Source organism: Drancourtella sp. An12, assembly GCF_002160935.1.
GTDB lineage: Bacteria > Bacillota > Clostridia > Lachnospirales > Lachnospiraceae > Sellimonas > Sellimonas catena.
Map to the genome: position 1 here is coordinate 1 of NZ_NFLO01000025.1, position 24750 is coordinate 24750.

General features: G+C 45.2%; 23 protein-coding genes. 5 read left to right on the forward strand and 18 right to left on the reverse strand.

Annotation, left to right across the window (positions count from 1 at the left end; translation table 11 throughout):
- A partial coding sequence (locus tag B5E64_RS18235) for a hypothetical protein (RefSeq protein WP_140398882.1) occupies positions 1–243 on the reverse strand: 243 nt, incomplete at its 3' end.
- The gene (locus B5E64_RS15895; RefSeq protein ID WP_162610212.1) at positions 165–1391 is read right to left on the reverse strand and encodes an MFS transporter; all 1227 of its coding nucleotides are present in this window, start codon (positions 1389–1391) and stop codon (positions 165–167) included. The genes B5E64_RS15895 and B5E64_RS18235, both read right to left, overlap by 79 nt.
- Before the next feature lie 182 nt (positions 1392–1573).
- Here B5E64_RS15895 and B5E64_RS15900 point away from each other — a divergent pair, with 182 nt between their 5' ends.
- Positions 1574–2458, forward strand: coding sequence for a serine hydrolase (locus B5E64_RS15900; RefSeq protein WP_087169439.1), 885 nt, complete (start codon positions 1574–1576; stop codon positions 2456–2458).
- Between the two features lie 126 nt (positions 2459–2584).
- Here B5E64_RS15900 and B5E64_RS15905 read toward each other — a convergent pair whose 3' ends face one another.
- From B5E64_RS15905 to B5E64_RS15945, 10 genes are all read right to left on the reverse strand, one after another.
- Positions 2585–3463, reverse strand: a complete 879-nt coding sequence (locus B5E64_RS15905) for a DMT family transporter (protein ID WP_087169440.1) — start codon at positions 3461–3463, stop codon at positions 2585–2587.
- Between the two features lie 20 nt (positions 3464–3483).
- Complete coding sequence (locus B5E64_RS15910; protein ID WP_087169441.1) at positions 3484–4293, reverse strand: hypothetical protein; 810 nt, start codon at positions 4291–4293, stop codon at positions 3484–3486.
- Positions 4293–4706 carry a hypothetical protein gene (locus B5E64_RS15915; RefSeq protein WP_140398883.1) on the reverse strand — a complete coding sequence of 138 codons (414 nt, stop codon included), beginning with the start codon at positions 4704–4706 and terminating at the stop codon, positions 4293–4295. Before B5E64_RS15915 ends, B5E64_RS15910 begins: the two co-directional genes overlap by 1 nt.
- 5 nt (positions 4707–4711) lie before the next feature.
- Positions 4712–5488, reverse strand: coding sequence for a carbohydrate ABC transporter permease (locus tag B5E64_RS15920; RefSeq protein ID WP_087169443.1), 777 nt, complete (start codon positions 5486–5488; stop codon positions 4712–4714).
- Positions 5481–6338: a sugar ABC transporter permease gene (locus B5E64_RS15925; protein ID WP_087169444.1), complete on the reverse strand. Its 858-nt coding sequence runs from the start codon at positions 6336–6338 to the stop codon at positions 5481–5483. Before B5E64_RS15925 ends, B5E64_RS15920 begins: the two co-directional genes overlap by 8 nt.
- A 37-nt stretch (positions 6339–6375) precedes the next feature.
- Complete coding sequence (locus tag B5E64_RS15930) at positions 6376–7467, reverse strand: hypothetical protein (RefSeq protein WP_087169445.1); 1092 nt, start codon at positions 7465–7467, stop codon at positions 6376–6378.
- A 54-nt stretch (positions 7468–7521) separates the two neighbouring features.
- Complete coding sequence (locus tag B5E64_RS18110; protein WP_162610213.1) at positions 7522–7662, reverse strand: hypothetical protein; 141 nt, start codon at positions 7660–7662, stop codon at positions 7522–7524.
- A 38-nt stretch (positions 7663–7700) separates the two neighbouring features.
- Positions 7701–8825: a hypothetical protein gene (locus tag B5E64_RS15935; protein ID WP_140398885.1), complete on the reverse strand. Its 1125-nt coding sequence runs from the start codon at positions 8823–8825 to the stop codon at positions 7701–7703.
- A 166-nt stretch (positions 8826–8991) separates the two neighbouring features.
- Entirely contained in the window at positions 8992–10278 is a 1287-nt protein-coding gene (locus B5E64_RS15940) for an extracellular solute-binding protein (protein WP_087169447.1), read from the reverse strand.
- 32 nt (positions 10279–10310) lie between these two features.
- A complete protein-coding gene (locus tag B5E64_RS15945; protein WP_087169448.1) occupies positions 10311–11576 on the reverse strand; it encodes an extracellular solute-binding protein in 1266 nt (421 codons plus the stop codon).
- Positions 11577–11871: 295 nt separating this feature from the next.
- Between B5E64_RS15945 and B5E64_RS15950 the strand changes: the two genes are divergently transcribed.
- From B5E64_RS15950 to B5E64_RS15960, 3 genes are all read left to right on the forward strand, one after another.
- Positions 11872–12564, forward strand: a complete 693-nt coding sequence (locus B5E64_RS15950; RefSeq protein WP_087169449.1) for an ABC transporter ATP-binding protein — start codon at positions 11872–11874, stop codon at positions 12562–12564.
- On the forward strand, positions 12561–13322 hold the full coding sequence (locus B5E64_RS15955) for an ABC transporter permease (protein WP_087169450.1): 762 nt from the start codon (positions 12561–12563) through the stop codon (positions 13320–13322). Before B5E64_RS15950 ends, B5E64_RS15955 begins: the two co-directional genes overlap by 4 nt.
- A gap of 138 nt (positions 13323–13460) precedes the next feature.
- On the forward strand, positions 13461–14843 hold the full coding sequence (locus B5E64_RS15960; protein WP_087169451.1) for a VWA domain-containing protein: 1383 nt from the start codon (positions 13461–13463) through the stop codon (positions 14841–14843).
- A 48-nt stretch (positions 14844–14891) separates the two neighbouring features.
- On the opposite strand, the gene B5E64_RS15965 is transcribed toward B5E64_RS15960, so the two are convergent.
- Together B5E64_RS15965 and B5E64_RS15970 are read right to left on the reverse strand one after the other, a co-directional pair.
- Positions 14892–15572, reverse strand: coding sequence for an HD domain-containing protein (locus tag B5E64_RS15965; protein WP_087169452.1), 681 nt, complete (start codon positions 15570–15572; stop codon positions 14892–14894).
- Positions 15573–15595: 23 nt separating this feature from the next.
- The gene (locus B5E64_RS15970; RefSeq protein WP_087169453.1) at positions 15596–16969 is read right to left on the reverse strand and encodes a PhoH family protein; all 1374 of its coding nucleotides are present in this window, start codon (positions 16967–16969) and stop codon (positions 15596–15598) included.
- Between the two features lie 269 nt (positions 16970–17238).
- Between B5E64_RS15970 and B5E64_RS15975 the strand changes: the two genes are divergently transcribed.
- On the forward strand, positions 17239–17961 hold the full coding sequence (locus B5E64_RS15975; protein ID WP_343284095.1) for a DUF3592 domain-containing protein: 723 nt from the start codon (positions 17239–17241) through the stop codon (positions 17959–17961).
- 444 nt (positions 17962–18405) lie between these two features.
- Here B5E64_RS15975 and ppdK read toward each other — a convergent pair whose 3' ends face one another.
- From ppdK to trpB, 4 genes are all read right to left on the reverse strand, one after another.
- Positions 18406–21033: a pyruvate, phosphate dikinase gene (ppdK, locus tag B5E64_RS15980; protein ID WP_087169455.1), complete on the reverse strand. Its 2628-nt coding sequence runs from the start codon at positions 21031–21033 to the stop codon at positions 18406–18408.
- Positions 21034–21300: 267 nt separating this feature from the next.
- Positions 21301–22707: an aminopeptidase gene (locus B5E64_RS15985; RefSeq protein WP_087169456.1), complete on the reverse strand. Its 1407-nt coding sequence runs from the start codon at positions 22705–22707 to the stop codon at positions 21301–21303.
- Positions 22708–22791: 84 nt separating this feature from the next.
- Positions 22792–23559, reverse strand: a complete 768-nt coding sequence (trpA, locus tag B5E64_RS15990; RefSeq protein ID WP_087169457.1) for a tryptophan synthase subunit alpha — start codon at positions 23557–23559, stop codon at positions 22792–22794.
- On the reverse strand, positions 23552–24736 hold the full coding sequence (trpB, locus tag B5E64_RS15995) for a tryptophan synthase subunit beta (RefSeq protein ID WP_087169458.1): 1185 nt from the start codon (positions 24734–24736) through the stop codon (positions 23552–23554). Before trpB ends, trpA begins: the two co-directional genes overlap by 8 nt.
- Between the last annotated feature and the right edge of the window lie 14 nt (positions 24737–24750).

Genomic DNA, 24750 nt, shown 5'->3' on the forward strand with positions numbered 1-24750 from the left:
GAAGGTTTCTATATCTTCTGACCTTGCCAACGCCTTATCATCATACCCAAACGCATGTTTATCTAACATACGTTCGATGAACATGCGTTCTTTTTGGGCTGCTCCAGAAACGCAATTTCCTATAAAGCAAAAAAGAGAGAACTCTCTTTTCCCGAAATCTGATTTCAGGAAAGGAGTTTCTCTCTTTTCTTTATAACGGTAACTATCCCTGCAATCACCAAAAGCAGGCCGCTCATCTTCCATGTCGTTTCGATCGACCAGATCTCCGCAATCTTTCCCATGACCAGCATGGAAACATAATTAAAAATACTCACAATCATTGAGTGAAAGGACAGGACTGTGGCCCTGTTTTCATGGCTGATTCCTGCATTTAATACGGTCTCCTTGAGCGGATATATGATCCCCAGGAAAAACTCAAACAGAAGGATTCCAAACAGCAGGCTCCAGAATGTATGCAGATATGCCAGTGCAAACACACTGATTCCGCATACTGCACTAATCACTGCAAGTGCCGAAAACGACCGTTCTTTTCTTCGTTCCAGTACCGCATTTCCCGCCAGCATCGCGGCCCGCATCAGTACCCACGCCAGCCCGATCACTGTATAATTAACGCGTTCAAAACTGTGCAGCACCGGCGACCAGAATACAAATACCGGTGAAAACGCAAAGGTCAGAATACTGTTAAACAAAATCACATTCCAGACATTTTTGTCTTTCATACAATACTGCACGCTCTCTTTTATGACTTTTTTTACACCAGACGCTGCTTCTGAAATCCGCCTTTGTGTTCTCGTCTTTCTGACCGTCTCCACCTTTGGCATCACTACGAGACTGATTCCTATGTAAATCACCGCTGCCACAAACGCAAGCAGGAATATTCCTTCAAGATAAAAATCCGCAACCAGACCTCCCAGCAGGCCGGACAGGATCATCATGACAGAAATCCCTTTGTTTTTCAAAATAAAGACCGTTCTGCTTTCTTCTGTCGACGTATTGTCGATAACCCATGCATCCAGCGTCCCGGACTCAAAAGCACAGGAAATACCAAGGGAAATCTGTGCTGCCAGAAATACCGGCATTGTATCACAGAAGAAAAACAACACATTGGTCACAGCCATCAGAATTCCGCTGAGTACAGTCGTTCCGACATATCCAATTGAATCCGCCAGCGCGCCAGTCGGGATCTCCATGAAAAACGAAACAATCAGCGACATGGCAACAACAAGATTTGCTTCCATCGTATTCAGTCCCTTGCTGTACAGAAACAGAACAAATGTCGCCCCTGTAATTCCCGCATAAAACTCAAACAGACAATTCAATAACAGAAAAGTTCTTCTGACTTTCTTCCTTCTTACGCTTTCCGAAGCGTCAATCATGCTTCCTTTTCTCATACCCTTCATCCCATTTCCATTTTAGAAATATATTGTTTCGATTATATCACCAGCATAATAAAATTGCTATTAATTTTTAAATTTTAATTTTATAAATTGACTTTTTAGATATTTCCATCTATAATGACAGAAATTTATTAATCCCTTTTTCTATACGATATTTCATCAAAAGGAGGTTGCATATGAAGCACTCTTTAATTCAATTGGATTCTTTTATTAATGCCACACGGCCTCTTGGGCTTTTGGGTGTGAAAATAAATATTGGGAAAACGCTTGTTGGCGAATGGTATCTTGAAGAAGAACATCGTAGAAACGTCTATTCTGCAGCCAAGAGTTTCACTGTCTGCGCTGTAGGCTTGGCGCTTCAGGAAAATTTGTTATCCTTAGACGAAAAGCTAACAGATGCTTTTGCAGAAGACCTGCCGTCTACAATCAGTGAGAATTTATCCTGTGCAACTGTGAAAGATCTGCTAACTATGCATTTAGGACAGGAAAGGAGTTATCTCCGGGATGCAGAGCGCCCTCTTTTAGAATCTGATAACTGGGTCAGATTGTCTCTCCGTTTTCCGTTTCTTTACAGCCCTGGTTCCAAATTTGTTTATAATAATGTTGGTCCGTATCTGGCGGGTGTTCTGGTACAAAGACGCGCAAAATGTAATCTCGTTGAGTATTTGACTCCTCGTCTTTTTACCTACCTTGGCATCAAGAATCCCACCTGGGAAACTGATCCCCTCGGAAATACTTTTGGCTCTGCAGGGCTGATGTTAACCTTATCCGAGCTTCATCGCTTTGGTTTATTTTGTCTCCAGCAAGGCAAATGGAATGGAAAGCAACTACTGGATTCCGACTGGATCAATGAATGCAGCCGCCAACACTATGATGCTCCGTACGGTTATTGTTTTTGGTGTGGAAAGCACCATTCCTTTCGAGCAGATGGGAAATATTCGCAGTTGTCAATTATATTTCCAGACGAACAGGCAGTCGTCACAACTTTTGCAGAGTGCCGGGATGGAGGTCGTTTTCTCAATGCTGTCTATGAACTGCTTTACCCTCAAATTTCTAGATAAAATTTTCCCATCTCTTTCCAAATAGCACAAAAGAAGTACATTTTGATCTTCTACTCTCAAAATGTACTTCTTTTTTCTATATTCCATCTTAACACACCACTTTCTTCCGTCACCCCAAAGAAGATGCTATTCTTTTCTCAAGGAAATTACCAGCGCCACTCCAAGAATCACCGCGCCTCCGATCAGTTCCCGGATCCCCGGCACTTCTCCGAGAAAGAGAAGTGCATACACGATTCCGTAAACTGTTTCCATACCGGAGATAATACCAGCCGTCTGGGCTTTTACCTTCCTCTGTGCAGCCACATACAGGGAATGGGCGAATGCGGTACAGATAAAACCGATTGCAGCAATACCGAGAATATTCTGTGTTGTCCAGCTTGTTTTGACAAAAAATATTGCCGGAAGCAGGACAACCGCTGCCGTTCCCTGTTCGTACAGGCAGACTGTTCTTGCCGCATAACTGCGGGATAGATACCGGTTTGCCAGAGACAGAACCGCATACGACAGACTGGACACCATTCCCCAAAGGATCCCGATGGTAATCTGATTCTCCAGTGAAAATTCCGGTATCGTAATAAAGACGCCAAGAAGCAGGACCGCCGCGCTCAACACACTTGCCACTTTCAATTTTTCCCGGAACAAAAGTGGTTCCAGAAATGTCAAAAACAGCGGGAACGTAGAAAAGGTAATGGTCCCGATCGCCACAGAGGAACTTTGAATCGCCTGGAAAAAGGTCGTCCAGTGGACTGCCAGAATGATCCCTGCAAACACCGCGATGCCATAGTCTTTCCTCGATTTGAGTTTCAGGGAGGCTCGGCCTGCTATAGAAAGCAGGAAAAGCAAAAGGGAGGAACAGATGACCCGCCCTCCTGCTACAATCACTGCCGGAGCTGTCACAAACTGTCCAAGGACAGCAGACAGCCCAAACAGCATGACTGCAATATGTAATGATATCAGACTTTTTCTATATTCTTCTGACTGAACTGACTGCTCTTCGTTGTGCATGCCGATCGTTTCTCCTTTGTCTATCCGTATTGCCGTCTTCTTTCTCTTTTCTTTTGATTACGGCTTTCCACACCTGCGGCTATCCAGAAAATCAGTGTACCGATCCATCCGCATATAACCCAGGCTCCATAAATTTCCACCTCCTGATTATAACATGCCCGGAGCGTCTGGTACAGTTCCAGATCGGTCCATCTATCATCCGCAAAGAATCCCCGGATTCCATCCACATAAAACCGGATATCCAGGATCTGCTCCGGCGGCAGAAATTCTCTCGGTATCTCAAGTTTTCCTGTCAGAAAATAGATCACCACAAGCCATGCTCCAATCATCAGTACGCCTTCGACTCCCTGTCTCCACTGCTTCTCCTGCAATGCCCCGAGTTTTCGGATACCGACAATCAGAAGGATCACGCTCATCGGAAGCAATGCAATCAGCCATGACAGATACACTGCCTGCGAAGCCATTGTTCTGTGTGAGGACAGATTCAGACTCTCTCCTTCGATCTGTCTGCCAAAAACATTCCATGTAAAGTCAGACACCTGATTGACATGAAGCGGCTTCTCATTCGTCTTTCTGACAGTATAAATCGAAACCTCTCCCGAACCCTTCTCTATGTTTTTTACCTCGTATCCGGCAGTTTCTGCCTTCATAATCTCCCCGGCCTCTAAAGGCTCCACAAGTTTCAGCAGGATTCCTTCCGGAATCTTTTTGATCCGCTTTTCCATTCCCCGTCCAATCAGCATATGAAAGGCCGACAGTCCGGCAAGCAGAATCAATGCTGTAAGAAACAGAACAATTCCTCTACTACTCTTTTTTCTCTCCTTTTCCATCATTCTTCCCCCGCAATCACCACTACGTCACCGTCTTCCAGCGGCCACGCGGAATAATCCACAATTTTTCTCAGTTTTCCCTGATCATTCCTCGCCGACTGAGAAAGGATATACGCCTTATTTCCCTCTTCCCACATTACAGCAGCATTCTCGTCCTTTACAACATACAGTTCCTTTCCAAACAGCCCTTCCCGCTCTTCCACATAGTAAAGAGCTGTCCCGAACTCATCTTCTTTAAAACAGGACACCGGAAGGGTAAACATGTCTATCAGTTCTTCCTCGGTACATTGGATCGGACTGACTGTTTCCACTTCGATCCGCATCATCTTCTCCACCCTAAGAGACAGTACTGTGCAGATCAGAAGCAGAAGAAACACCGTACATCCGGCAATCCAAATTTTCTTTTTCCTCATACTCATCAACTCCATAGAATATCTCTTAAACCATCTGTCAACTCTTTATGATAATACAGGAAGAAGAATGTAACCGGGATCAGACACAGCAGTCCGCATACCGACTGTACTGCCATGCTGTTTTCCATCACGCTTGCGAGAAATACCGAAAGCGGATAATCCAGTTCTCCTTCCAGGAAAATGATCGGCTGTTCCACCATGTTCCAGCTCTCCACAAAGGTGAGCACAAACAAGGTCACCACAGCAGGCTTTGAGGCCGGCACTACAATATAGCGAACAATCTGAAGCTGATTTGCACGGTCCAGCCTCGCCGCCTCCAGCCATTCATCCGGAATCGATTGAAAGATAAATGTCAGCCAGACTGTTCCGAACGGCGAAAAGATTCCCGGAATAATCAGAGACTTCCAGCTGTTCAAAAAGCCCAGTTTCTCCATCAGAATATAATTTGGAAGCAGGGTCACCTGTACCGGAAGAATCATAAAAAGCGCCATGACAAACAGCCAGAACTTCTTCCCGATAAACCGGTATTTTGCAAACGCCGTACCTGCCATGCACGCAAGCACCGTCTGTCCTCCCGCAATCAAAAGGCACATGCCAAGACTTCTCCAGAATTTGATCAGATATCCCGGACTTTCCAGCAGTACCTCATAATATCCCATCAGGGAAATTCCCGCATTTCTTCCTTCCCAGACCGAGCAGACCAGCATATAGATCACCGGATAGAGAAAGACCAGAGAGAGAATTCCCAGAAAAAGAATCCGTTTTTGTTTCTTTTTAGCCATACTTCTTCCCCCTCCTCATAATCAGATACAGCACATACACAACTCCGGCAGCCAGAAGCAGCGCCGCGACAATACTGACTGCAGCCGTGGAGATCTTCTGGTAATTCAGGTTCTGAAAATTGTTATTCATAAAATGCTGTAACAAATAAATACTGTCATCCGGATAATTGCCTCCAAGGAGGAATGCTTCCCTGTAGCACTTGAACGCGTTCATCACGGAAAGAACAATTGTAAACAAAAAGGTCGGGATCAGCATCGGCCAGGTGATGTGCCGGAAGGACTGAAACTTTCCGGCTCCAAACAACATTGCATACTCATAATACTCTTTTGGAATCATCTGAAGTCTTGCAAAATAAATGAGCACATAGTAGCCGGTAAACCGCCAGCAGTACAAAATGCAGAGCACCCAAAACGCCGCCGAAGAGTTCAGCCAGTCTTTTGCCTCTCCTCCAAGCAGTTCCATCACCTTATTCCAGATGCCGGACTCGCCCCAGAGAAACTGTACCCCAAGTACCACCGATGCAATCGGCAGAATCATCGGGTAAAGGAAGGAAAGCTGGAAAAACCGCACTCCTCTTACCGTATTCTGAAGCAGTATCGAAAGCACTATGGCCCCAAAAAGTGTCACCGGAACAGTCACAATCATATAACGAAGTGTATTTTTTACCGCCAGCAGAAACATCTCATTTTCAAACAAATCCTGAAAATTGGCCATTCCGACAAATTCCCTTTTTCCGATCCCGAAAGAAACCGCATACCATCCCGTAATCAGAAACGGGATGAAATAAAATACAAGGAAGCCTGCCAGCGCCGGAAGCGCAAGCAGAAGACCGCTGTTTCTCTTTCTCATCACTTCTCCCTCCTCTCTTCTTTCAGCTCCTGTTCACTTACTCCTCCACCAGCATTTTGTAAGTATCAATAGCGGTGTCGGCAATCTTGGAAAACTCCGTTTCTATATCACAATTTAGATTCGTAACCCTGGAATTCCCCGACATAACATCGAAATTCAGTGCTCTTTCTCCTTCTGTCAGGAAATAAGCACCGTCGATCTCACGAAAGCTCTCCTGCATTTCCTGAATCATTTCTTCCGACGGGAATTCTCCCCATTGCTCAAAAGCGGTCTTCTGAACCGGCATATAATTACCGTCCAGATATCCATATAAACTCGGCAATCCCATGCTGGAATCATCTGCATGTTTTTTTCTGTACTGTTCCGTCCGGTCATTTAAGAACAACATGAGAAAATCATAAGCTTCTTTCTTTCGATCGCTGGACATAGATACTGCTCCATAAGACATGATCGATGCCATTTTCCTTCCTTCGATATCAGGAACAACCTGCAGATCTATTTGAGATTCATAAAGTGTGAGCAGGGTTTTGTTCAACGGTCTAAAGTATAGTTCATTTTCTTTTCCGCTTATTTCTTCATATGCTTCTTTCCTAAATTGGAAATACTTCTCTGAAAATTCAACCCACTTATCTTTATCAAGCAGTACTTCTTTCCTCTCATAATCCGCCGCCGGCTGCATCCACCGCGCACTATGGGTGGAGCCGAATGTACAAAGTGCCTGTTTCAAACGGATGTCATCAGAAGCACGGATCTGTTCCAGCCATTCCTCCAAAGTATCTCCCGTCATCTCTTCCATGTCCTCTGATCTTGGCAGTACATAGTAACATACTGACATTGGAATAATATACTGACGTCCGTCATACTGTCCTGCTTTCAGAAATGTTTTATTATAATTGCCGTCCTCCCAGTAGGAATCTTTTTCCATGAATGTATCCAGAGACGCTAATGCTCCGCTCTGCATCGTTTTGTACGGGTTATCTATCAGAAATCCACCTTCTATTTCCGCATTCTCCGGAATACATTCCAGTAAAAAAAGATCCGGTCCCTTTCCCGCCATAATCTCTGTCTTAAGTTTCTGAATCTGGGGCTCCCGTTCCTCTTTGTTTCTCGAAAGTGTTTGAATTTCCACCTGTATTTCGCTGTTCGTACCTTCAGTGAACTCTGCCGCAGAGTTTACCGCATCCTAAAAAATATCTTCCGTCACAACCCGCAGGATTTTCTTTTCTTCGCTTTTCTCGTCTATTCCGCAGCTGCAAAGTCCTGCTGCCAGAGCGCACACACATAACACTGACATTCCCTTCCGAACCATGTTTCGCTTTCTCATCATCCCTCCCCCTCTCTCTTCTTTCAGCTCCTGTTCTCTTACTCTGACACCATCATTTTATAGGTATTCCATGCGCGCTCAGCAACCTTAGGAATATCTGCACTCCAGTCATAGCCTTCAGAGCGATTTTTCATAAATATTTCATTTATTCCTTCATACAATTCCCTTTCTGCTTTTGTCAGAAAATAAGCACCATCCAACTCATGGAAAGTCTCTTCCATTTCCTGCGCCGCTTCATCAGGCAGGTTTCCCATCCATTCTTCAAAAACCTTTTCCTGTACCGGAATATCTCCTCGATCTATATAGCCATACAAGCGTGGTAAAGGGGCGTCCGGGTTTTCGTTCTCATAATCCTTTGTCCGATCATTTAAAAACAACATCAAGAATTCATAGGCTTCTTTCTTGCAATCACTAGACATACCTACTGCTCCATATGTCATAATGGAAGCCATCTTGTTTCCATCTAGATCCGGAACAACCTGCCAGTCTATTCCCTCCTGCCAAAGATTTGGTCCCGGCATATCTACTTGATAATGCTGTCCTTGCAAAAGGCTCTCCTGTTCATCTGTCTTAAATTGAAAGATTTCATCGGCAAACTCGCTCCACTTCTTTTGGTCAAAAAAGATTTCTCCGGATTCATAATCTACTGCCGGTTGAATCCACCGTGCACATCTCAACGCCATATTCATTGCCTGCTTTATCCTGATATCCCCAGAATTTTTTGCCTGTTCCAGCCATTCTCCCAGAGTATCTCCAGTCATTTCTTCCATATCAGTTGTCCTTGGCAGTACATCATACCTCACAGACATCGGAAGGATATACTGGGTTTCATCATACTGTCCGGCTTTTAAAATCACTTCATTATAAGTACTATCCTCCCAATAAGAATCCTTCTCCATGAACTCATCCAATGGTGCTAATGCACCGCTCTGCATGGTTTTATATGGGTTTTCCAATAGTGGAATCGCTTCCTCTATCACATTTTCTTCTTTTTTTTCGAGTAGGTAGACATCCGGTCCCTTTCCTGCCATAATCTCCGTCCGTAGTTTTTGAATCTCGTTTTCCCGTGTTTCTTTTTCATCCGGAAGTCTTTGGATTCTCACCTCTATCTCGCTATTCGTTCCTTCTGTAAAACCTGCTGCAGCCTCTGCTTTCTTATACAATCTTCCATCTGCCACGACCCGCAGGATTTTCTCTTCTTCGCTTTTTTCTTCCGTTCCGCAGCCCCAAAGTCCTGCCGTCAGGGTACATATACATAAAACTGCTATTCCTTTCCGGATCACATCTTGTTTTTTCATAATCCTTCCCCGCCTCTCTGCGCTTCCGGCTTTATTCTGACACCATCATCTTATAAGTGTTCCATACGCTGTCGACAAGCTTGTCAATTTCTGCACTCCAGTCATAACCCGGGCGTGAACAATTCCCGGCTATCTGATCCAATCCTTCAAACAGTTCCCTTTCTGCTCCGGTCAGAAAATAGGCTCCGTCAAGTTCACGGAAAGATTGCTGCATTTCTTGTAGAACTTCCTCAGATGGATAATTCATCCATACTTCAAATGCGTTCTCCTGTACCGGGGTAAAACTCTTATCAAGATACCCATAAAAAGCTGGTAATTTCATGGAATCTTCCGAATGTTCTTTTTGATACTTTTGAGTCCTGTCATTTAAAAACAGCATCAGGAAATCGTAAGCCTCCTGTTTCAGATCACTGGACATTCCGACAGCTCCATAAGACATGATCGATGCCATTTTCCTTCCTTCGATATCAGGAACCACTTGTAGCCCTAATGGGGATTGCTCGTTATAGTACAACACTTCCATTGAATCTTTAAATACGAATCGGCTGTCTATGTCTGAGTTTATGACTTCATCCTGCACGTCAATATCAAACTGAATGCAGTCCCGAGCCAGTTCTTTCCATCTTTCTTTATCAAATTTTACTTCTGCTTTTTCATAATCTGCTGCTGGCTGTATCCACCTCGCTGTTTGCAATGTCAATCCATAAAAAGCCTGTTTCAAGCGAAAATCGTCAGAGGAAACAGCCTGCTGCATCCATTCCTGCAATGTGTCTCCTTTCATTTTTTCCATATCATCCGGTCTTGGCAGTACATAATACAGCACAGACATCGGAATGATATACTGGCGTCCATCATACTGTCCTGCTTTCAAAATTGCTTCATGATAGGTATTGTCCTCCCAATAAGAATCCTTCTCCATGAATTCATCCAAAGACGCTAATGCCCCACTCTGCATTGTTTGATATGGGTTTTCTAACAGTGGCATAACAGCTTCTGCTGCATTTTCCCGAACGCTCTCCAGTAAATAGACATCCGGTCCTTTCCCTGCCATAATCTTTGTCCTCAGTTTCTGAATTTCTATCTCCCGTTTCTCCTTGTCATCCGGGAGCCTTTGGATTCTCACCTCTATTTCGCCATCCACACCTTCCAAAAATCTAGCAGCGAATTCTACATCTGTATACAGTGTTCCATCCGTCACGACCCGCAGGATTTTCTCTTCTTCACTTTTCTCTTCAGTCCCGCAGCTGCAAAGTCCTGCTGCCAGAGCGCATACACATAACACTGACATTCCTTTCCGAATCATATTTTGTTTTCTCATAATCCTTTCCCCTCCTCTCTGCGCTTTCAACTTTATTCCGACACCATCATCTTATAAGTATTCCATGCGCTGTCAGCAGCCTTTGGAAGAGCCTGAGTCCAGTCGTAGTCCGAATAGATGGCTTCAGAGCAAATGTCGCTTGCTTCTGTAAAAAGGGTTCTTTCTGCACTGGTCAGGAAATATGCACCGTCTAGTTCACGGAAAGTATTTATGGTTTCCTGAAGCACTTCATCATCAGGATATCCCATCCAGACTTCAAAAGCACTTTCCTGTACCGGAACATTTCCTATATGGCTTAGATATCCATAAAACTCTGGAAGCCTTATATCCGGATGTTCTTTATTATATTGTTTTGTTTGATCATTCAAAAACAGCATCAGATAATCGTACGCTTCCTGCTTCAGATCACTGGACATTCCTACTGCTGCGTAAGACATAATCGATGCCATCTTCCTGCCATCAATATCCGGAACAATCTGCAAGTCTACTTTCTCATTCTTATCAGCAGCTCTCCCATTTTCAAAAAAATAGTGTTCTTCCACCAAAGCAAGCTCTTCTTGGGCTGCTTTCCCAAACCGAATGAACTTGTCAGCAAATTCGCACCATTTTTTCTGATCGAAAAGGACTTCTCCGGATTCATAATCTGCTGCAGGCTGTATCCACCGTGCTCCCTGACTCATTAATGTGATAAAATATTTTTTTAACCTTACATCCTCCGAATTTGCTACCTGCTCTACCCATTCTCCCAAGGTATCTCCGGTCATTTCTTCCATATCCTCTGTTCTTGGCAGTACATAATACATCACAGACATCGGAATGATGTACTGCCGCCCATCATACTGTCCCTCTTTCAAAATTGCTTCATGATAGGTATTGTCCTCCCAATAAGAATCCTTCTCCATGAACTCATCCAAAGATGCCAAGGCCCCGCTCTGCATCGTCTGATATGGATTTTCCAACAGTGGAAGAAACTCTTCTCCATTTTCCTGGTTTCCATCCAGCAAATACACATCCGGTCCCTTTCCCGCCATAATCTCTGTCCTCAGTTTCTGAATCTCATTCTCCCGCTCCTCTTTCTTTTCTGGAAGTTGCTGAATTTCCACCTCTACCTCGCTATTCGTTCCTTCTGTAAAAGTTGCCGCAGCCTCTGCCTGATCGTGCAAGGTTCCATCCGTCACAACCCGCAGGATTTTCTCTTCTTCACTTTTCTCTTCCGTTCCACAGCTGCAAAGTCCTGCTGCCAGAGCGCATACACATAACACTGACATTCCCTTCTGAATCATGCTTTGCTTTCTCATACTTTTTCCCCTCCTCCTGTTCAATTATCCGGCTATTATTGTCTAAATTATATCATTGTCAAAAATACTTGTCTATCATTATAGATTTAAATTCATTTTTTTGTGATAATATTTAATCATCAACATTATTTGTCAATATTTTCATCTAGAATATTCTTTAATCTTCCCTTAATATTTATTCTGATTATTTTCTTTTATATAAAATATTCCAAAATTTTACCCCCCCCCATTAAATTGACACATATTTTATTTGTTGATATAATAAGGGAAATACAATTTATGTGAGGGCAAAGGTATGATATCTGTAAAACAAGTTAGTAAATCTTTTCATGGTAATCGTGTTCTGGATCACATCAGCTTTGAAATCCCGGATCAGACAGCCACGGCGCTGATCGGACCAAATGGAATCGGAAAAACAACGCTTTTGAATATTCTGTGCGGATCTCTGGTACCGGATTCTGGCGAAGTCACCTCCGAAACTCCTGATTTTCAAAGAGAAATTTTTACCGTTCTGTCGGGTTCCCATCAGCTGTATGCGAAAAATACAGTGAAAGAAAACATCGAATTCCTTGCGGTGCTGCGGGGCCTTTCCAACTCGGATATCCGGCAGAACCTGGACCGGTACCTGCCTTCTTTCCCGCTGTATGACTCCGTAAAAAACAAACTGTTTGAGGAGCTCTCTACCGGTCAGAAACAGCTGATGATTCTGCTTGCGGCTCTGGTGACGAATTCCCGGTATCTGATTTTAGACGAACCGACCGAAGGACTGGATCTGGATCACAAACGGGCACTGCTTCACGCTGTTTCTTCCATTCGAAATACGAAGACCATTTTGATCACGTCCCACGATTCGGACTTTATTACGTCGGCCGCCGAACGGTTTCTGTTTCTGAAAGACGGGCAGATCGCAGTCGAAAAAGAACATCTTGATACAAAGGAATTTCTGGAAATTTATGAAGCATTATATTTGCAGGGGGAATCGTTATGAGAATAATCTGGTATGAATGTAAAATGGATGTGTTAAGGACGTTCCGCTATAAGATGGGACTGGTTTCTGACCTGGTGATTTATACATTACTTCTCTGTTTTTTCTTTTGGTCTAATACAGGGCAGTCCTTTCAAGAACTGTATGGCGTAGAAAATTATCAGGCACTGCTTCTTCTGGGCTACGTGGCATGGACCTTTTCTGTCACAGCAATTTCCACTATTGCTTCCCAGCTTCTGGCAGAGCTTCAGCGCGGCACCCTCTTTTTCAAGCTTCACTCCCGTCTTCCGCTTCAGATTCTCTATCTGGGAGACCTGCTTTCCTCGGTGCTCGTCCAGACTATTGTTGTGATCATTTATTCTGTTGTAACATATTTCTTTTTCGGGGTACGGTATACAGTAACACTTCCGATCGTAGCCGCATTCTTAATTTCCATCCTCGGCATGTACGGAATCGGGCTGATGATCGCAGGGCTTTCTCTGTATTACAAACGGATCGGCGCTATTGTGCTTCTGGTACAGTTATTTCTTCTTTTTGTTACGGATACCATTCCGACGTCACCCGTCATCACAGAAGTTTCCAGCGTGCTTCCGCTTACGATGTGTAATACCGTGATCCGGAACAGCTTTGTTCACAAAGATCTGGGAATGACGTTCCTTTTGCTATGCGCCGTCAGCCTTCTCTGGTTTGTGGCGGGATATGTAGTCTTTGACTGTTTTATGAAGCAGGCCAAGAAAAAAGGTAATCTTCTTTTATACTGATATACTGTTTTTGCAGCCCTTTCTTTCTCCGGGAGAGAACTGGTTTCCTATTCGACAAAAGGAACCATTTCTCTCCCTTTTCATACCCTGATAGTGAAGGATTTATTTCCTCTAAAATAAAAAACAGGAGGCACTTTCATGGGCATTACAAACTCTAACAAAGAGGTCAATGTCTCACAGATCACCTGCGGCGGAACCTTCCAGGTAACACTTGGTCTTTCGGCAGCTCCGGATATTTTGGAAAATCCGGTGGATATTGTTCTTGTTCTCGACCGCTCCGGCAGTATGGCCGGAAGCCCGCTCGAAAATCTGAAGCTTGGGGCGGACACCTTTATTGACATTATCAATGAAACTACCGACAGTACTCAGGATGGACAGATCGGCTCGGGAAGCCATATCGGTATCGTCAGCTTTTCCAGCAACGCATCAGCAGACACACAGCTGATTACTTCGGTTACTGACTTAAAGGCGGCGGTAGCTGCGCTTTCTGCAGGTGGATCCACCAACCATGCAGACGCATTTTCCACTGCTGCATCCCTTTTTGACCCTTCTTCTTCCAACGAAAAGGTCATTGTCATGTTTACAGACGGGAAAACGACTTCCGGAATTCCTCCTGCACCGGTCGCGGAGACGATCCGTGATTCGGGGATCATTATTTACTGTATCGGTCTGATTGGAGACACAGGAATTGATGTGGATGTACTCAATGACTGGGCAACAGATCCGGATGCATCTCATGTTGCTGTCACCCCGGATGATTCTGAACTGGAGGACTTGTTTGCGGATCTGGCGGCCAACATTTCCAAACCGGGAGCAACAAATATTGTCATTAATGAAACTCTCAATCCGGATTTCACTATTGTAAGCATTGGCATGCCATCTTCCGGTACTGCTGCTGCCATTGACTCTCAGTCTCTGCAATGGAAAATTCCATCACTCGGAGTCTCTGGAAACGAGGGTGCGTCTTTGGAATTCTATGTGCAGCACACCGGCCAGACTTCCGGAAATCTTCCTGTCAACCAGTCCATTTTCTACTCGGATACGGAAGGTAATACCGTATCCTTCCCTGAACCTTCCGTTCAGGTTGAATGCGGCGTTTCGGTAGACCCGGAGCCTTGTCCGGTCCCGGTCGATTTTACAATCGGAAAATGCCAGGACTCTCTGGTCGTTGATCTGGGAGATGCGTATCTGGAATCTTCCGGCCGGATCGTACAGCTCAATGTCAAACTGAAAAATGTCTGCCCTCACAAACGGGTTGCTCTCGGAATTATTCTGACCGAAACCGATAACTACGGAAGCGAATATCAGCGCGGCATGAAGGCCATCACCGTACCGGCCCATAATCAGAAGAACTGTCAGGATGTAGAAGTAAAATGCATCAAGTTTGTTCTTCCGGAAGACCTGAATGTATCCGGCTGTCCGTGCCAGTCGCTGTGCTGTGAACGGCATCTGAAAGTGCGGATTATCGCGCATTATATCGATACCGACTTCCGCTGCTGCGATTCTACAGTAACCTTCTAACGTATAACAGGGAGAGCATTTCGTCTCTCCCCCTTTTTCTTTCTATATCTAACAAATCTTATTGCCATTTGCCACAAGCTTGAACTTGCATCCCAGAACCTCGGCGGCTCTCCGGCACATGATCATCCGTTCCAGAAAAATTTCAAAATAATCCATCACCGTACACATCTCGTCATCCAGCTCCAGATTCATCTGAATCACTCTCTTCTCTTTTTTGACTTCCAGACTGGAGGCCAGCACCGCATAGTTAACCCGGTCGTGGATATCAAAATTGGCAATGGTCGGATTCTGCACCCGGTTTCTTCGCACATCGGTTTTATCCGCCAGAATCAGCGCCGCAGAGACGATGTCCACGGCAGTCCCCGTAGATTCGTCATGGTTTCCAATGGCGGTTGTCACAGTCATCACATCCCGAAGAGGCATTCCCATTTCCTTTAAAATTCCATAAGCCAGAAGTGCTCCGGTATGGGCGTGGTCATGCCGGTTGATGCTGTTTCCAATATCATGCATGTACCCGGCAATTTTGCTGAGCCGGATTTCTTTTGCCCCGTATCCAAGATCTTTAAGAATCTTCCCGGCAGTCTCTGCTACCTTGGCGGCATGTTTTCTGGAATGTTCGGTAAAACCGAGAACGTCCAGCACCTCATTTCCTTTCTCTATCAAAAGATTAATCTCTTCATTTTCCTTTACCTTTCTGTAAGTAATGATGTCTTGTTTCTTTTCTGCCATATATTCTGTCGTATCTCCTCTTCTTATAATCTTGTAATTGCGTCCATGGCAAGGGCGGAGCGTTCACATTCCTCCGGTGCGAAAGTCACCTGCCAGCAGAGCGGGCTTCCTTTCATATATTCGGAAGCATAACTGAGACCATTCGTCCGCTCATCCAGCATCGGGCGGTCAATCTGGTTCGTATCACCCAGCAGAATGATTTTGGTGCCTTTTCCTGCTCTTGTAATGATTCCTTTTACCTGATTCGGCGTCATGTTCTGTGCTTCATCGATAATCAGATAAGTCTTCATAATGGAACGCCCGCGAATATAATTTAACGCTTCCGTCTGAATCAGCCCGCGGTCGAAGATTTCATCGATCTTCCCCTGTAATTCCCGTTCGTCCTTATAGCGTTCTTCCTCGTTGGAATCGATCAGCTGTTCCAGATTGTCAATGACAGGACGCATCAGCGGAGAAATCTTCTCCTGTTCGTCTCCCGGGAGAAAACCGATGTCCGAGTCAAACTGTGCGTTTGGCCTGGAAATCAGAATTCTCCGGTATTCTCCCGTTGGATGATTCAGGATTTTTTCCAGGCCGACCGCCAGCGTATAGAAAGTCTTACTGGTCCCTGCCCTGCCTTTGATAATAACAAGCGGTGCCTTTTCAGCCGGCTGCATCAGTGCTTCCTGTACGAAATATTGTCCTGCATTTCTTGGAGAAACACCGTAAGGCTGGGTTTTCCGGTATTCCAGCTTTTTAATCACTCCCTTTTCCACCCGACCGAGCTGGGTTTTCTTTGCAGACTGATCCGCCTTTAAAATCACAAATTCATTTTCTTCCAGCTTTGGCACGATCCGGTTTCCCTGTTCGTCCGAAAGGTAGACATCCTCCACCGGAACACCCTTTTTCTTAAACTCTTTGAACTTTTCTTCCGGCACATACACTTCTATCCTTCCCCTGTACTGCCCTTCATACTCTACAACCTGCTCTGTCGTATAATCTTCCGCCCGGATTCCGATGATCTGTGCCTTAATTCTGAGCAAAATGTCTTTTGTCACAAGAACCACCTGTTCCTCACAGGACTCCGCCAATCCCTTGCAGACTTTCAAAATCCGGTTATCCATCTTCTCTTCCGGCAGATCCTCCGGAAGCTGCACGTTTACAAAATTTTTCTCCACCCGGAGTATACCTCCTGATGCCAGTTCAATTCCTTCCAGCAGATCTCCTTTTTTCCGGAGTTCTTCCAGAATCCGGATTGCCGCCCTTGCATTTCTTCCCTTCTCGCCATCTGCCTTCTTTAGATTATCCAGCTCTTCCAGTACAACAACAGGCAGAATCACCTGATTATCCTCAAAACTGAGCAGTGCCTGTGGATTCTGAATGAGAATGTTGGTGTCGATGACATAGATTTTTACCATATGCAGGTCTCCTTTACCATATAGACTTTTCATAAAACACAAAAGGAAAGCTGTTCTTCCCCTTTATGGAAATTATAGCTTTCCTGTATTTTAACTTTGCTCAGATTTGGGTTAAATTTGGGTTAAAGCAGGCATGCAGATAAACATTGCCATTTCCTTTTTATCAGGATTTTACTTAGACTTGACAGAAAGCCAGTAGTTCATACCGGTTCTTTCTTTTATAATGACAGTAAAGATTGGAGGAGTGTCTTATGCTTTTCTATACGATCATGATTCTTATTCTAGGCATACTTAGCGCAGGCATAACTGTATTTTTCTTTTTCCGGTGGAGACAGAATCGAAATGTTCCAGAAGATATCAATACAGAAAATACAACTGTTCCGGCGCACATATCCATTTTTACCAGACTTGGGACAGCACTGTTTCTTCTTGTTTTCACAGTTGGATTTATGTCAGTCGGCGTTTATTTCCTATATTCTTCCTGTCAGGAAGATCTGAGATATTCCGGCGAAGCGAATGGAACTGTAGTAGAATATACCCGGAAATGGGATACTACAGGCGAAACTTCCGGCTATCTCTACGCCCCTGTAGTCCGCTATCAGGCAGAAGGAAACGGGATCTGCATGGGTACAGGAAATGTCTGGAGCTCCAGACGCTCCTTTGAAATCGGAGAACAGATTACCATCCGCTACAACCCGGATCAGACCGATATCGTCTCTATAGAAGGCAACGGTTTATCCGTCGGTTTCAAAATGGGATTCGGATTTTTTCTGTTTGGTTTCACGGTATCTATTCTTGTTCTTATTTTCTTCGCCCTGAAACTGTTGGTCCATAATCAGGACACCAGGAACCGGATTATGGGACGGATCTGCGTGCTTCTAATCGGGCTTTTGATTGCAGGGGTCTGGATTGTCTTGGCCGGTCTGAAACTGGCAATGGCAGTATTCGCCCTGTTTGGATTGTATGTTCTTATTCATCGAATCCGAAGGTAGGGATAGACATTCCAGAGGACGTTTTCAATATCCGGATTAGTTAAATCCACATTTTGCATTAGATCTACTTCATAATCATTTTAAAGGACCAAGAAAAGGTGGAATCTTATTACAAAATAATTGAAGATCTTAAGAATTCACTTACGGACGAAAATGGGAATGCAAAAAACTTCATTTTTACAAGCTCTTATTTGGATCTATATCGCAAAGCAGACTCCAAGATTTTGGCTGTGATTAATTGAAAAGAATAGAACAATCCATGAAAGTTTTAAAACCATAAATGGAGAAGAATTCGGGTATCTAAATTTAAAGAGGACCTTTCTTCGTGAGGGTTCTTTAAGAGGGGCCTTCATGATGGGCTGGTAAAACAAACATAAGGGTAAGGAAAAAAGGGAAGCATACGCTTCCCTTTTTATCATAAATATAGATTAAAATCTTTATTTATTATTTGTTGTTGATTGCTGCCTGTGCTGCTGCAAGTCTAGCGATCGGTACACGGAATGGTGAGCAGGATACGTAGTTCAGGCCAAGTTTATGGCAGAATTCTACGGAGCTTGGATCTCCACCGTGCTCTCCACAGATTCCTACATGCAGGTTCGGGTTAGCCGGTTTTCCTAAATCGATAGCCATCTTCATCAGTTTGCCGACACCAACCTGGTCAAGTTTTGCAAATGGATCGTTCTCGTAGATCTTAGCGTCATAGTAAGCGTTGAGGAACTTACCAGCGTCGTCACGGGAGAATCCGAATGTCATCTGTGTCAGGTCGTTTGTACCGAAGCAGAAGAAGTCAGCTTCTTTTGCGATCTCGTCAGCTGTAAGAGCAGCTCTCGGGATCTCGATCATTGTACCAACTTCGTATTCAAGGTCGATACCAGCTGCTGCGATTTCAGCGTCAGCTGTTTCAACAACGAAGTTCTTCACGTATTTAAGCTCTTTTACTTCTCCAACAAGCGGAATCATGATTTCCGGTTTGATGTTCCAGTCCGGATGAGCTTTCTTTACGTTGATAGCTGCACGGATAACAGCTTTTGTCTGCATCTTTGCAATTTCCGGATAAGTAACTGCAAGACGGCATCCACGATGACCCATCATCGGGTTGAACTCGTGCAGGCTGTCGATGATTGCTTTGATCTGCTCTACAGTCTTGCCCTGAGCTTCTGCAAGTTTCTTGATATCTTCTTCCTCTGTCGGAACGAACTCATGAAGCGGCGGATCCAGGAAACGGATTGTTACCGGGTTGCCTTCCAGAGCTTCGTAGAGAGCTTCGAAGTCTCCCTGCTGATATGGAAGAACTTTTTCAAGAGCTGTTTCTCTTTCTTCTTCTGTTTCAGAACAGATCATTTCACGGAATGCGTCGATTCTTCCTTCACCGAAGAACATATGCTCTGTACGGCAAAGTCCGATACCTTCTGCGCCAAGTTCTACAGCTTTCTTAGCGTCTTCCGGTGTATCTGCGTTTGTACGAACTTTTAATGTTCTGTATTTGTCAGCCCAGTTCATGATACGTTCGAACTCACCAGCGATTGTAGCGTCTACTGTCGGGATTACTCCGTCGTAGATGTTACCTGTTGTACCATCGATGGAGATGAAGTCTCCTTCGTGGAATTCTTTTCCGCCAAGTGTGAATTTCTTGTTTGCTTCATCCATTACGATGTCGCCGCATCCGGATACACAGCACTCACCCATACCACGGGCAACAACTGCTGCGTGAGATGTCATACCACCGCGAACTGTCAGGATACCCTGAGCGCTCTTCATACCTGTGATATCTTCCGGTGATGTTTCAAGACGAACCAGAACGACTTTTTCTCCTCTTTCAGCCCACTCTACAGCGTCATCAGCTGTGAATACAACTTTACCGCAGGCAGCTCCCGGAGATGCTCCAAGACCTTTGCCCATCGGTGTAGCTGCTTTCAGTGCAGCAGCGTCGAACTGTGGGTGAAGTAATGTATCAAGGTTACGAGGATCGATCATAGCAACTGCTTCTTCTTCTGTTCTCATACCTTCGTCAACAAGGTCGCATGCGATCTTCAGAGCAGCCTGTGCTGTTCTCTTTCCGTTACGTGTCTGAAGCATGTACAGTTTACCATGTTCTACAGTAAACTCCATGTCCTGCATATCTCTGTAGTGGTTTTCCAGAGTGCTGCATACTTCTTTGAACTGTTTGAATGCTTCCGGGAATTTGTCTTCCATTTCGGAAATGTGCATTGGAGTACGAACACCGGCAACAACGTCTTCGCCCTGTGCGTTTGTAAGGAATTCTCCGAACAGACCGTTTTCTCCTGTAGCCGGGTCACGTGTAAATGCAACACCTGTACCACAGTCATCTCCCATGTTACCGAATGCCATCATCTGTACGTTGACAGCTGTTCCCCATGAATACGGGATATCGTTGTCACGACGGTATACATTGGCACGCGGGTTGTCCCATGAACGGAATACAGCCTTTACAGCGCCGATGAGCTGTTCTTTTGCGTCAGCCGGGAAGTCGGATCCGATCTTCTCTTTGTATTCAGCTTTGAACTGTCCTGCAAGAGCCTTGAGGTCTTCTGCTGTCAGTTCAACGTCCAGCTTCACGCCTTTTTCTTCTTTCATCTTGTCGATGAGTTCTTCAAAATATTTTTTGCCGACTTCCATAACAACGTCGGAATACATCTGGATAAATCTTCTGTAGCAGTCCCATGCCCAACGCGGGTTTCCGGAAGCTTCTGCCAGAGTTTCAACAACTTCTTCATTCAGACCAAGGTTCAGGATAGTATCCATCATACCCGGCATGGAAGCTCTTGCACCGGAACGAACGGAAACGAGAAGCGGATTCTCTTTATCTCCGAATTTCTTTCCTGTGATCTCTTCCAGTTTTGTCATAGCTTCCATGATCTGACTCATGATTTCGTCATTGATCTGTCTGCCGTCCTCATAATACTGGGTACAAGCCTCTGTTGTTACAGTGAATCCCTGAGGTACCGGGAGTCCAAGGCCTGTCATTTCAGCAAGGTTCGCACCTTTACCACCCAGAAGGTTTCTCATTGTAGCGTTACCTTCTGTAAACATATACACCCATTTCGTAGCCATGTTTCAATGTCCTCCTAATAATATATTTGTAATATTTGACACGAAAAACACGACTTTGCGTTTCTCTTATGTAAAGTCGTACTTCTGTGCCCGGAATATTACGTTCTTTTGCAGTTTCCCGCTGGTAATATTGTAAATGTTTTAACATAGTTCGTCAAGAAATTTATCGTATTTTCTGCAACAATTCTGTCATGCCTCGTATGGCAATTATGTCACAGTTTATGCGACAATCCGGTCATGTCTTATGGCCGGATTGTCACTCTCGTTTTATTTCTGTCCGATTTTTTCAATAAATGCTTTATAGCCTTTCACAGCTTCGTATACATCTGCCTTACTGGAGATCTCATACATTGCATGCATACAGAGAACTGCAACACCGCTGTCGATCACTTCCATGCCGTACTGTGCCATGATGTATGCGATCGTTCCGCCGCCGCCGACATCTACTTTACCAAGTTCTGCATACTGATATCCAACTCCTGCCTCATCCATGACGCTGCGGATTTCTGCGAGATACTCTGCGTTCGCATCGTTGGAGCCGTTCTTTCCACGGCTTCCTGTGAACTTGTTGAATACAAGTCCTTTTCCGAAGAATGCGGAGCTTCTCTTTTCAAATGCTGCTGCAAACATCGGATCGTAAGCAGCACTTACGTCTGAGGAAAGCATCTTGGAATTCTGAAGGGCACGTCTTACTTTTAATTCGGACTCTTCGCCTGTCAGTGCAATGAGCTCTGCTATCGTATTTTCAAAGAATCTGGAATGCATGCCGGTTGCTCCGACGCTTCCGATTTCTTCTTTATCTACCAGGATGCAGCATGCGGTACGGCTGATCTGCGGGTTGTCCAGCATTGCAAACAGAGATGTGAATGCGCAGACTCTGTCGTCCTGTCCGTAGGATAAGATCATGCTTCTGTCAATACCGCAGTCTCTTGCTTTTCCTGCCGGAACGATTTCAAGCTCTGCAGATACGAAATCTTCTTCTCCGATTCCGTATGTTTCTTCCATAAGACGAAGAACGCCTGCTTTTACTGCTTCTTTTTCGTCTTCTTTGAGTCCCTCTGCTTCTGTGAGCGGACGGCTTCCGATCAGAAGATCCAGATTGTCGCCTTCAATCACTTCAGATGCTTTCTGTGACATCTGTTTTCCAGCCAGATGTACAAGCAGGTCTGTGATTACAAATACCGGATCATTTTCATTTTCTCCGATATTAACACGGACTTTTGTTCCGTCTTTCTTTACGATCACTCCGTGAAGAGAGAGCGGGGAAGCAAGCCACTGATATTTCTTGATGCCTCCATAGTAATGAGTATCGAGATATGCCATCTCATCCGTCTCATAGAGCGGATTCTGTTTGATATCGATTCGTGGAGAATCAATGTGAGCTCCAAGGATATTCATTCCGTTTTCCAGCGGTTCTTTACCGATCTGGAAAAGAAGAATCATCTTGCCCATGAAAGATGCGTAAACCTTGTCGCCTTCCTTTAATGGTTCTCCTGCCTCTTTGTAAGAGCACAGGCAGCGGTATCCTGCTTCTTTTGCCAGGCGCTCTGCGACCTCTACGCATTCTCTTTCTGTCTTTCCTTCATCCAGGCAACGTTTATAACGTGCGCTGATGTCTTCCATCTCTTTTAATTCTGCCTGTGTGTAAGTCTTCCATACATTTCTTCTGTCCACTGTTTTGTTCCTCCTTCTGACATGAGATATTTTCAGGCTCAAATGCCCTCAAGTACTCTTATTATACATCACTTTTGCCAAAAGTCACAGTGCTTCTTTCATTTTCTTTACATATTCTTTTATATACGGCACACACTGCTCTTTGTACCGCCCGCAGAGCTTCACAATGGCCGAACCTACGATCACGCCGTCCGAAACTTCCGCCATCTTCCCTGCCTGTTCTTCTGTCGATATTCCGAATCCGACCGCACACGGGATATCTTGTTCTTCTTTCACCAGCTGCACCATTTTTCCCATATCCGTTGTGATCTCTGAACGTACACCCGTTACCCCGAGCGAGGAGACGCAGTAGACAAAACCGGCTGCCTCTTTTGCAATCATCTGGATCCGGTCTCTGGATGTCGGTGCGATCAGCGAAATAAAGTCCAGCCCATACTTCCTGCACACGCTGTCAAACTCTTCCTTCTCTTCAAACGGAACATCCGGAAGAATCAGACCGTCCATGCCGATTTCCGATGCAGTCCGTATAAAACGTTCCGTCCCGTAGGAGAATACCACATTGGCATAAGTCATAAAGGCCATAGGAATACTGGTGTTTCTTCGGATCCGCCGGACCATCTCAAAGACCGCATCCGTCGTAATTCCTCCGGAGAGAGCACGTAAATTCGCATCCTGAATCACCGGGCCTTCCGCCGTTGGATCGGAAAACGGAATTCCAAGCTCAATCAGGTCTGCTCCCGCCTCCTCCATGGCATAGACGATCTTCTCTGTCACCTCGATGGACGGATCACCGCAGGTGATAAATGGAATAAATGCTTTTCCATGTGTAAATGCTTCTCTGATCCTACTCATAAATATCCTCCCCTCTGTATCTGGCGATGGCCGCGCAGTCCTTGTCGCCTCTTCCTGACAGATTGACGACGATACACTGGTCCGGTCTCATCTCTTTTGCAAGTTTCATGGCATAGGCTACGGCATGGGCGCTTTCGATGGCCGGAATAATTCCTTCCGTCCTGGACAGATATTCAAAGGCGTCCACTGCCTCGTCATCTGTCACCGCCACATATTCAGCCCGTTTCTTATCATAAAGATCCGCGTGTTCCGGACCGATTCCCGGATAGTCCAGTCCGGCTGAGATGGAGTATACCGGAGCAATCTGTCCGTACTCATCCTGGCAGAAATAGGATTTCATTCCGTGGAAGATACCGGGCTTTCCTGTAGCAATGGTTGCTGCCGTCTCTTTCGTATGGATGCCGCGGCCTGCCGCTTCACATCCGATAAGCCGGACGTCTTTCTCTTCGATAAAATGGTAAAACGCTCCGATCGCATTGGAGCCGCCGCCGACACAGGCCAGCACCGCGTCCGGAAGTTTTCCTTCCGCCTCCAGGATCTGCTCTTTGATTTCTTTGGAAATCACTGCCTGGAAATCCCGTACGATGGTTGGGAACGGGTGGGGCCCCATGACAGATCCAAGGACGTAGTGGGTATCATCGATCCGGTTCGTCCACTCCCTCATGGTTTCGGACACCGCATCTTTTAAAGTTGCCGTTCCGGTAGTGACCGGATGTACCCTGGCTCCGAGAAGGCGCATCTTATACACGTTCAGTGCCTGACGTTTTGTGTCCTCCTCTCCCATGAACACTTCACACTCCATCCCCATCAGAGCGGCTGCAGTTGCGGTTGCAACTCCGTGCTGCCCTGCTCCGGTCTCCGCAATCACACGGGTCTTTCCCATCTTTTTTGCAAGCAGAACCTGACCAAGAACATTGTTGATTTTATGAGCGCCGGTGTGATTTAAGTCTTCCCTTTTCAGATAAATTTTAGCCCCGCCCAGATCCTTCGTCATATGCTCCGCATAGTAGAGTCTGGATGGTCTCCCTGCATAATCATTTAATAGTGTTGTAAGTTCCTTCTGAAATTCCGGATCGTTCTTATAATGATTGTAGACCTCTTCCAGTTCAATGACCGCATTCATCAACGTTTCCGGTATATACTGCCCTCCATGGGCGCCGAATCTTCCCTTTGACATCTGATTCCTTCCTT

What these genes read in the sequence shown, in the direction of transcription:
- B5E64_RS15895 (WP_162610212.1), bottom strand. Translation starts at nt 1,391, where the DNA reads ATGAGAAAAGGAAGCATGATTGACGCTTCGGAAAGCGTAAGAAGGAAG.
- B5E64_RS15900 (WP_087169439.1), top strand. Translation starts at nt 1,574, where the DNA reads ATGAAGCACTCTTTAATTCAATTGGATTCTTTTATTAATGCCACACGG.
- B5E64_RS15905 (WP_087169440.1), bottom strand. Translation starts at nt 3,463, where the DNA reads ATGCACAACGAAGAGCAGTCAGTTCAGTCAGAAGAATATAGAAAAAGT.
- B5E64_RS15910 (WP_087169441.1), bottom strand. Translation starts at nt 4,293, where the DNA reads ATGGAAAAGGAGAGAAAAAAGAGTAGTAGAGGAATTGTTCTGTTTCTT.
- B5E64_RS15915 (WP_140398883.1), bottom strand. Translation starts at nt 4,706, where the DNA reads ATGAGGAAAAAGAAAATTTGGATTGCCGGATGTACGGTGTTTCTTCTG.
- B5E64_RS15920 (WP_087169443.1), bottom strand. Translation starts at nt 5,488, where the DNA reads ATGGCTAAAAAGAAACAAAAACGGATTCTTTTTCTGGGAATTCTCTCT.
- B5E64_RS15925 (WP_087169444.1), bottom strand. Translation starts at nt 6,338, where the DNA reads ATGAGAAAGAGAAACAGCGGTCTTCTGCTTGCGCTTCCGGCGCTGGCA.
- B5E64_RS18110 (WP_162610213.1), bottom strand. Translation starts at nt 7,662, where the DNA reads ATGAGAAAGCGAAACATGGTTCGGAAGGGAATGTCAGTGTTATGTGTG.
- B5E64_RS15940 (WP_087169447.1), bottom strand. Translation starts at nt 10,278, where the DNA reads ATGAGAAAACAAAATATGATTCGGAAAGGAATGTCAGTGTTATGTGTA.
- B5E64_RS15945 (WP_087169448.1), bottom strand. Translation starts at nt 11,576, where the DNA reads ATGAGAAAGCAAAGCATGATTCAGAAGGGAATGTCAGTGTTATGTGTA.
- B5E64_RS15950 (WP_087169449.1), top strand. Translation starts at nt 11,872, where the DNA reads ATGATATCTGTAAAACAAGTTAGTAAATCTTTTCATGGTAATCGTGTT.
- B5E64_RS15955 (WP_087169450.1), top strand. Translation starts at nt 12,561, where the DNA reads ATGAGAATAATCTGGTATGAATGTAAAATGGATGTGTTAAGGACGTTC.
- B5E64_RS15960 (WP_087169451.1), top strand. Translation starts at nt 13,461, where the DNA reads ATGGGCATTACAAACTCTAACAAAGAGGTCAATGTCTCACAGATCACC.
- B5E64_RS15965 (WP_087169452.1), bottom strand. Translation starts at nt 15,572, where the DNA reads ATGGCAGAAAAGAAACAAGACATCATTACTTACAGAAAGGTAAAGGAA.
- B5E64_RS15970 (WP_087169453.1), bottom strand. Translation starts at nt 16,969, where the DNA reads ATGGTAAAAATCTATGTCATCGACACCAACATTCTCATTCAGAATCCA.
- B5E64_RS15975 (WP_343284095.1), top strand. Translation starts at nt 17,239, where the DNA reads ATGATTCTTATTCTAGGCATACTTAGCGCAGGCATAACTGTATTTTTC.
- ppdK (WP_087169455.1), bottom strand. Translation starts at nt 21,033, where the DNA reads ATGGCTACGAAATGGGTGTATATGTTTACAGAAGGTAACGCTACAATG.
- trpA (WP_087169457.1), bottom strand. Translation starts at nt 23,559, where the DNA reads ATGAGTAGGATCAGAGAAGCATTTACACATGGAAAAGCATTTATTCCA.
- trpB (WP_087169458.1), bottom strand. Translation starts at nt 24,736, where the DNA reads ATGTCAAAGGGAAGATTCGGCGCCCATGGAGGGCAGTATATACCGGAA.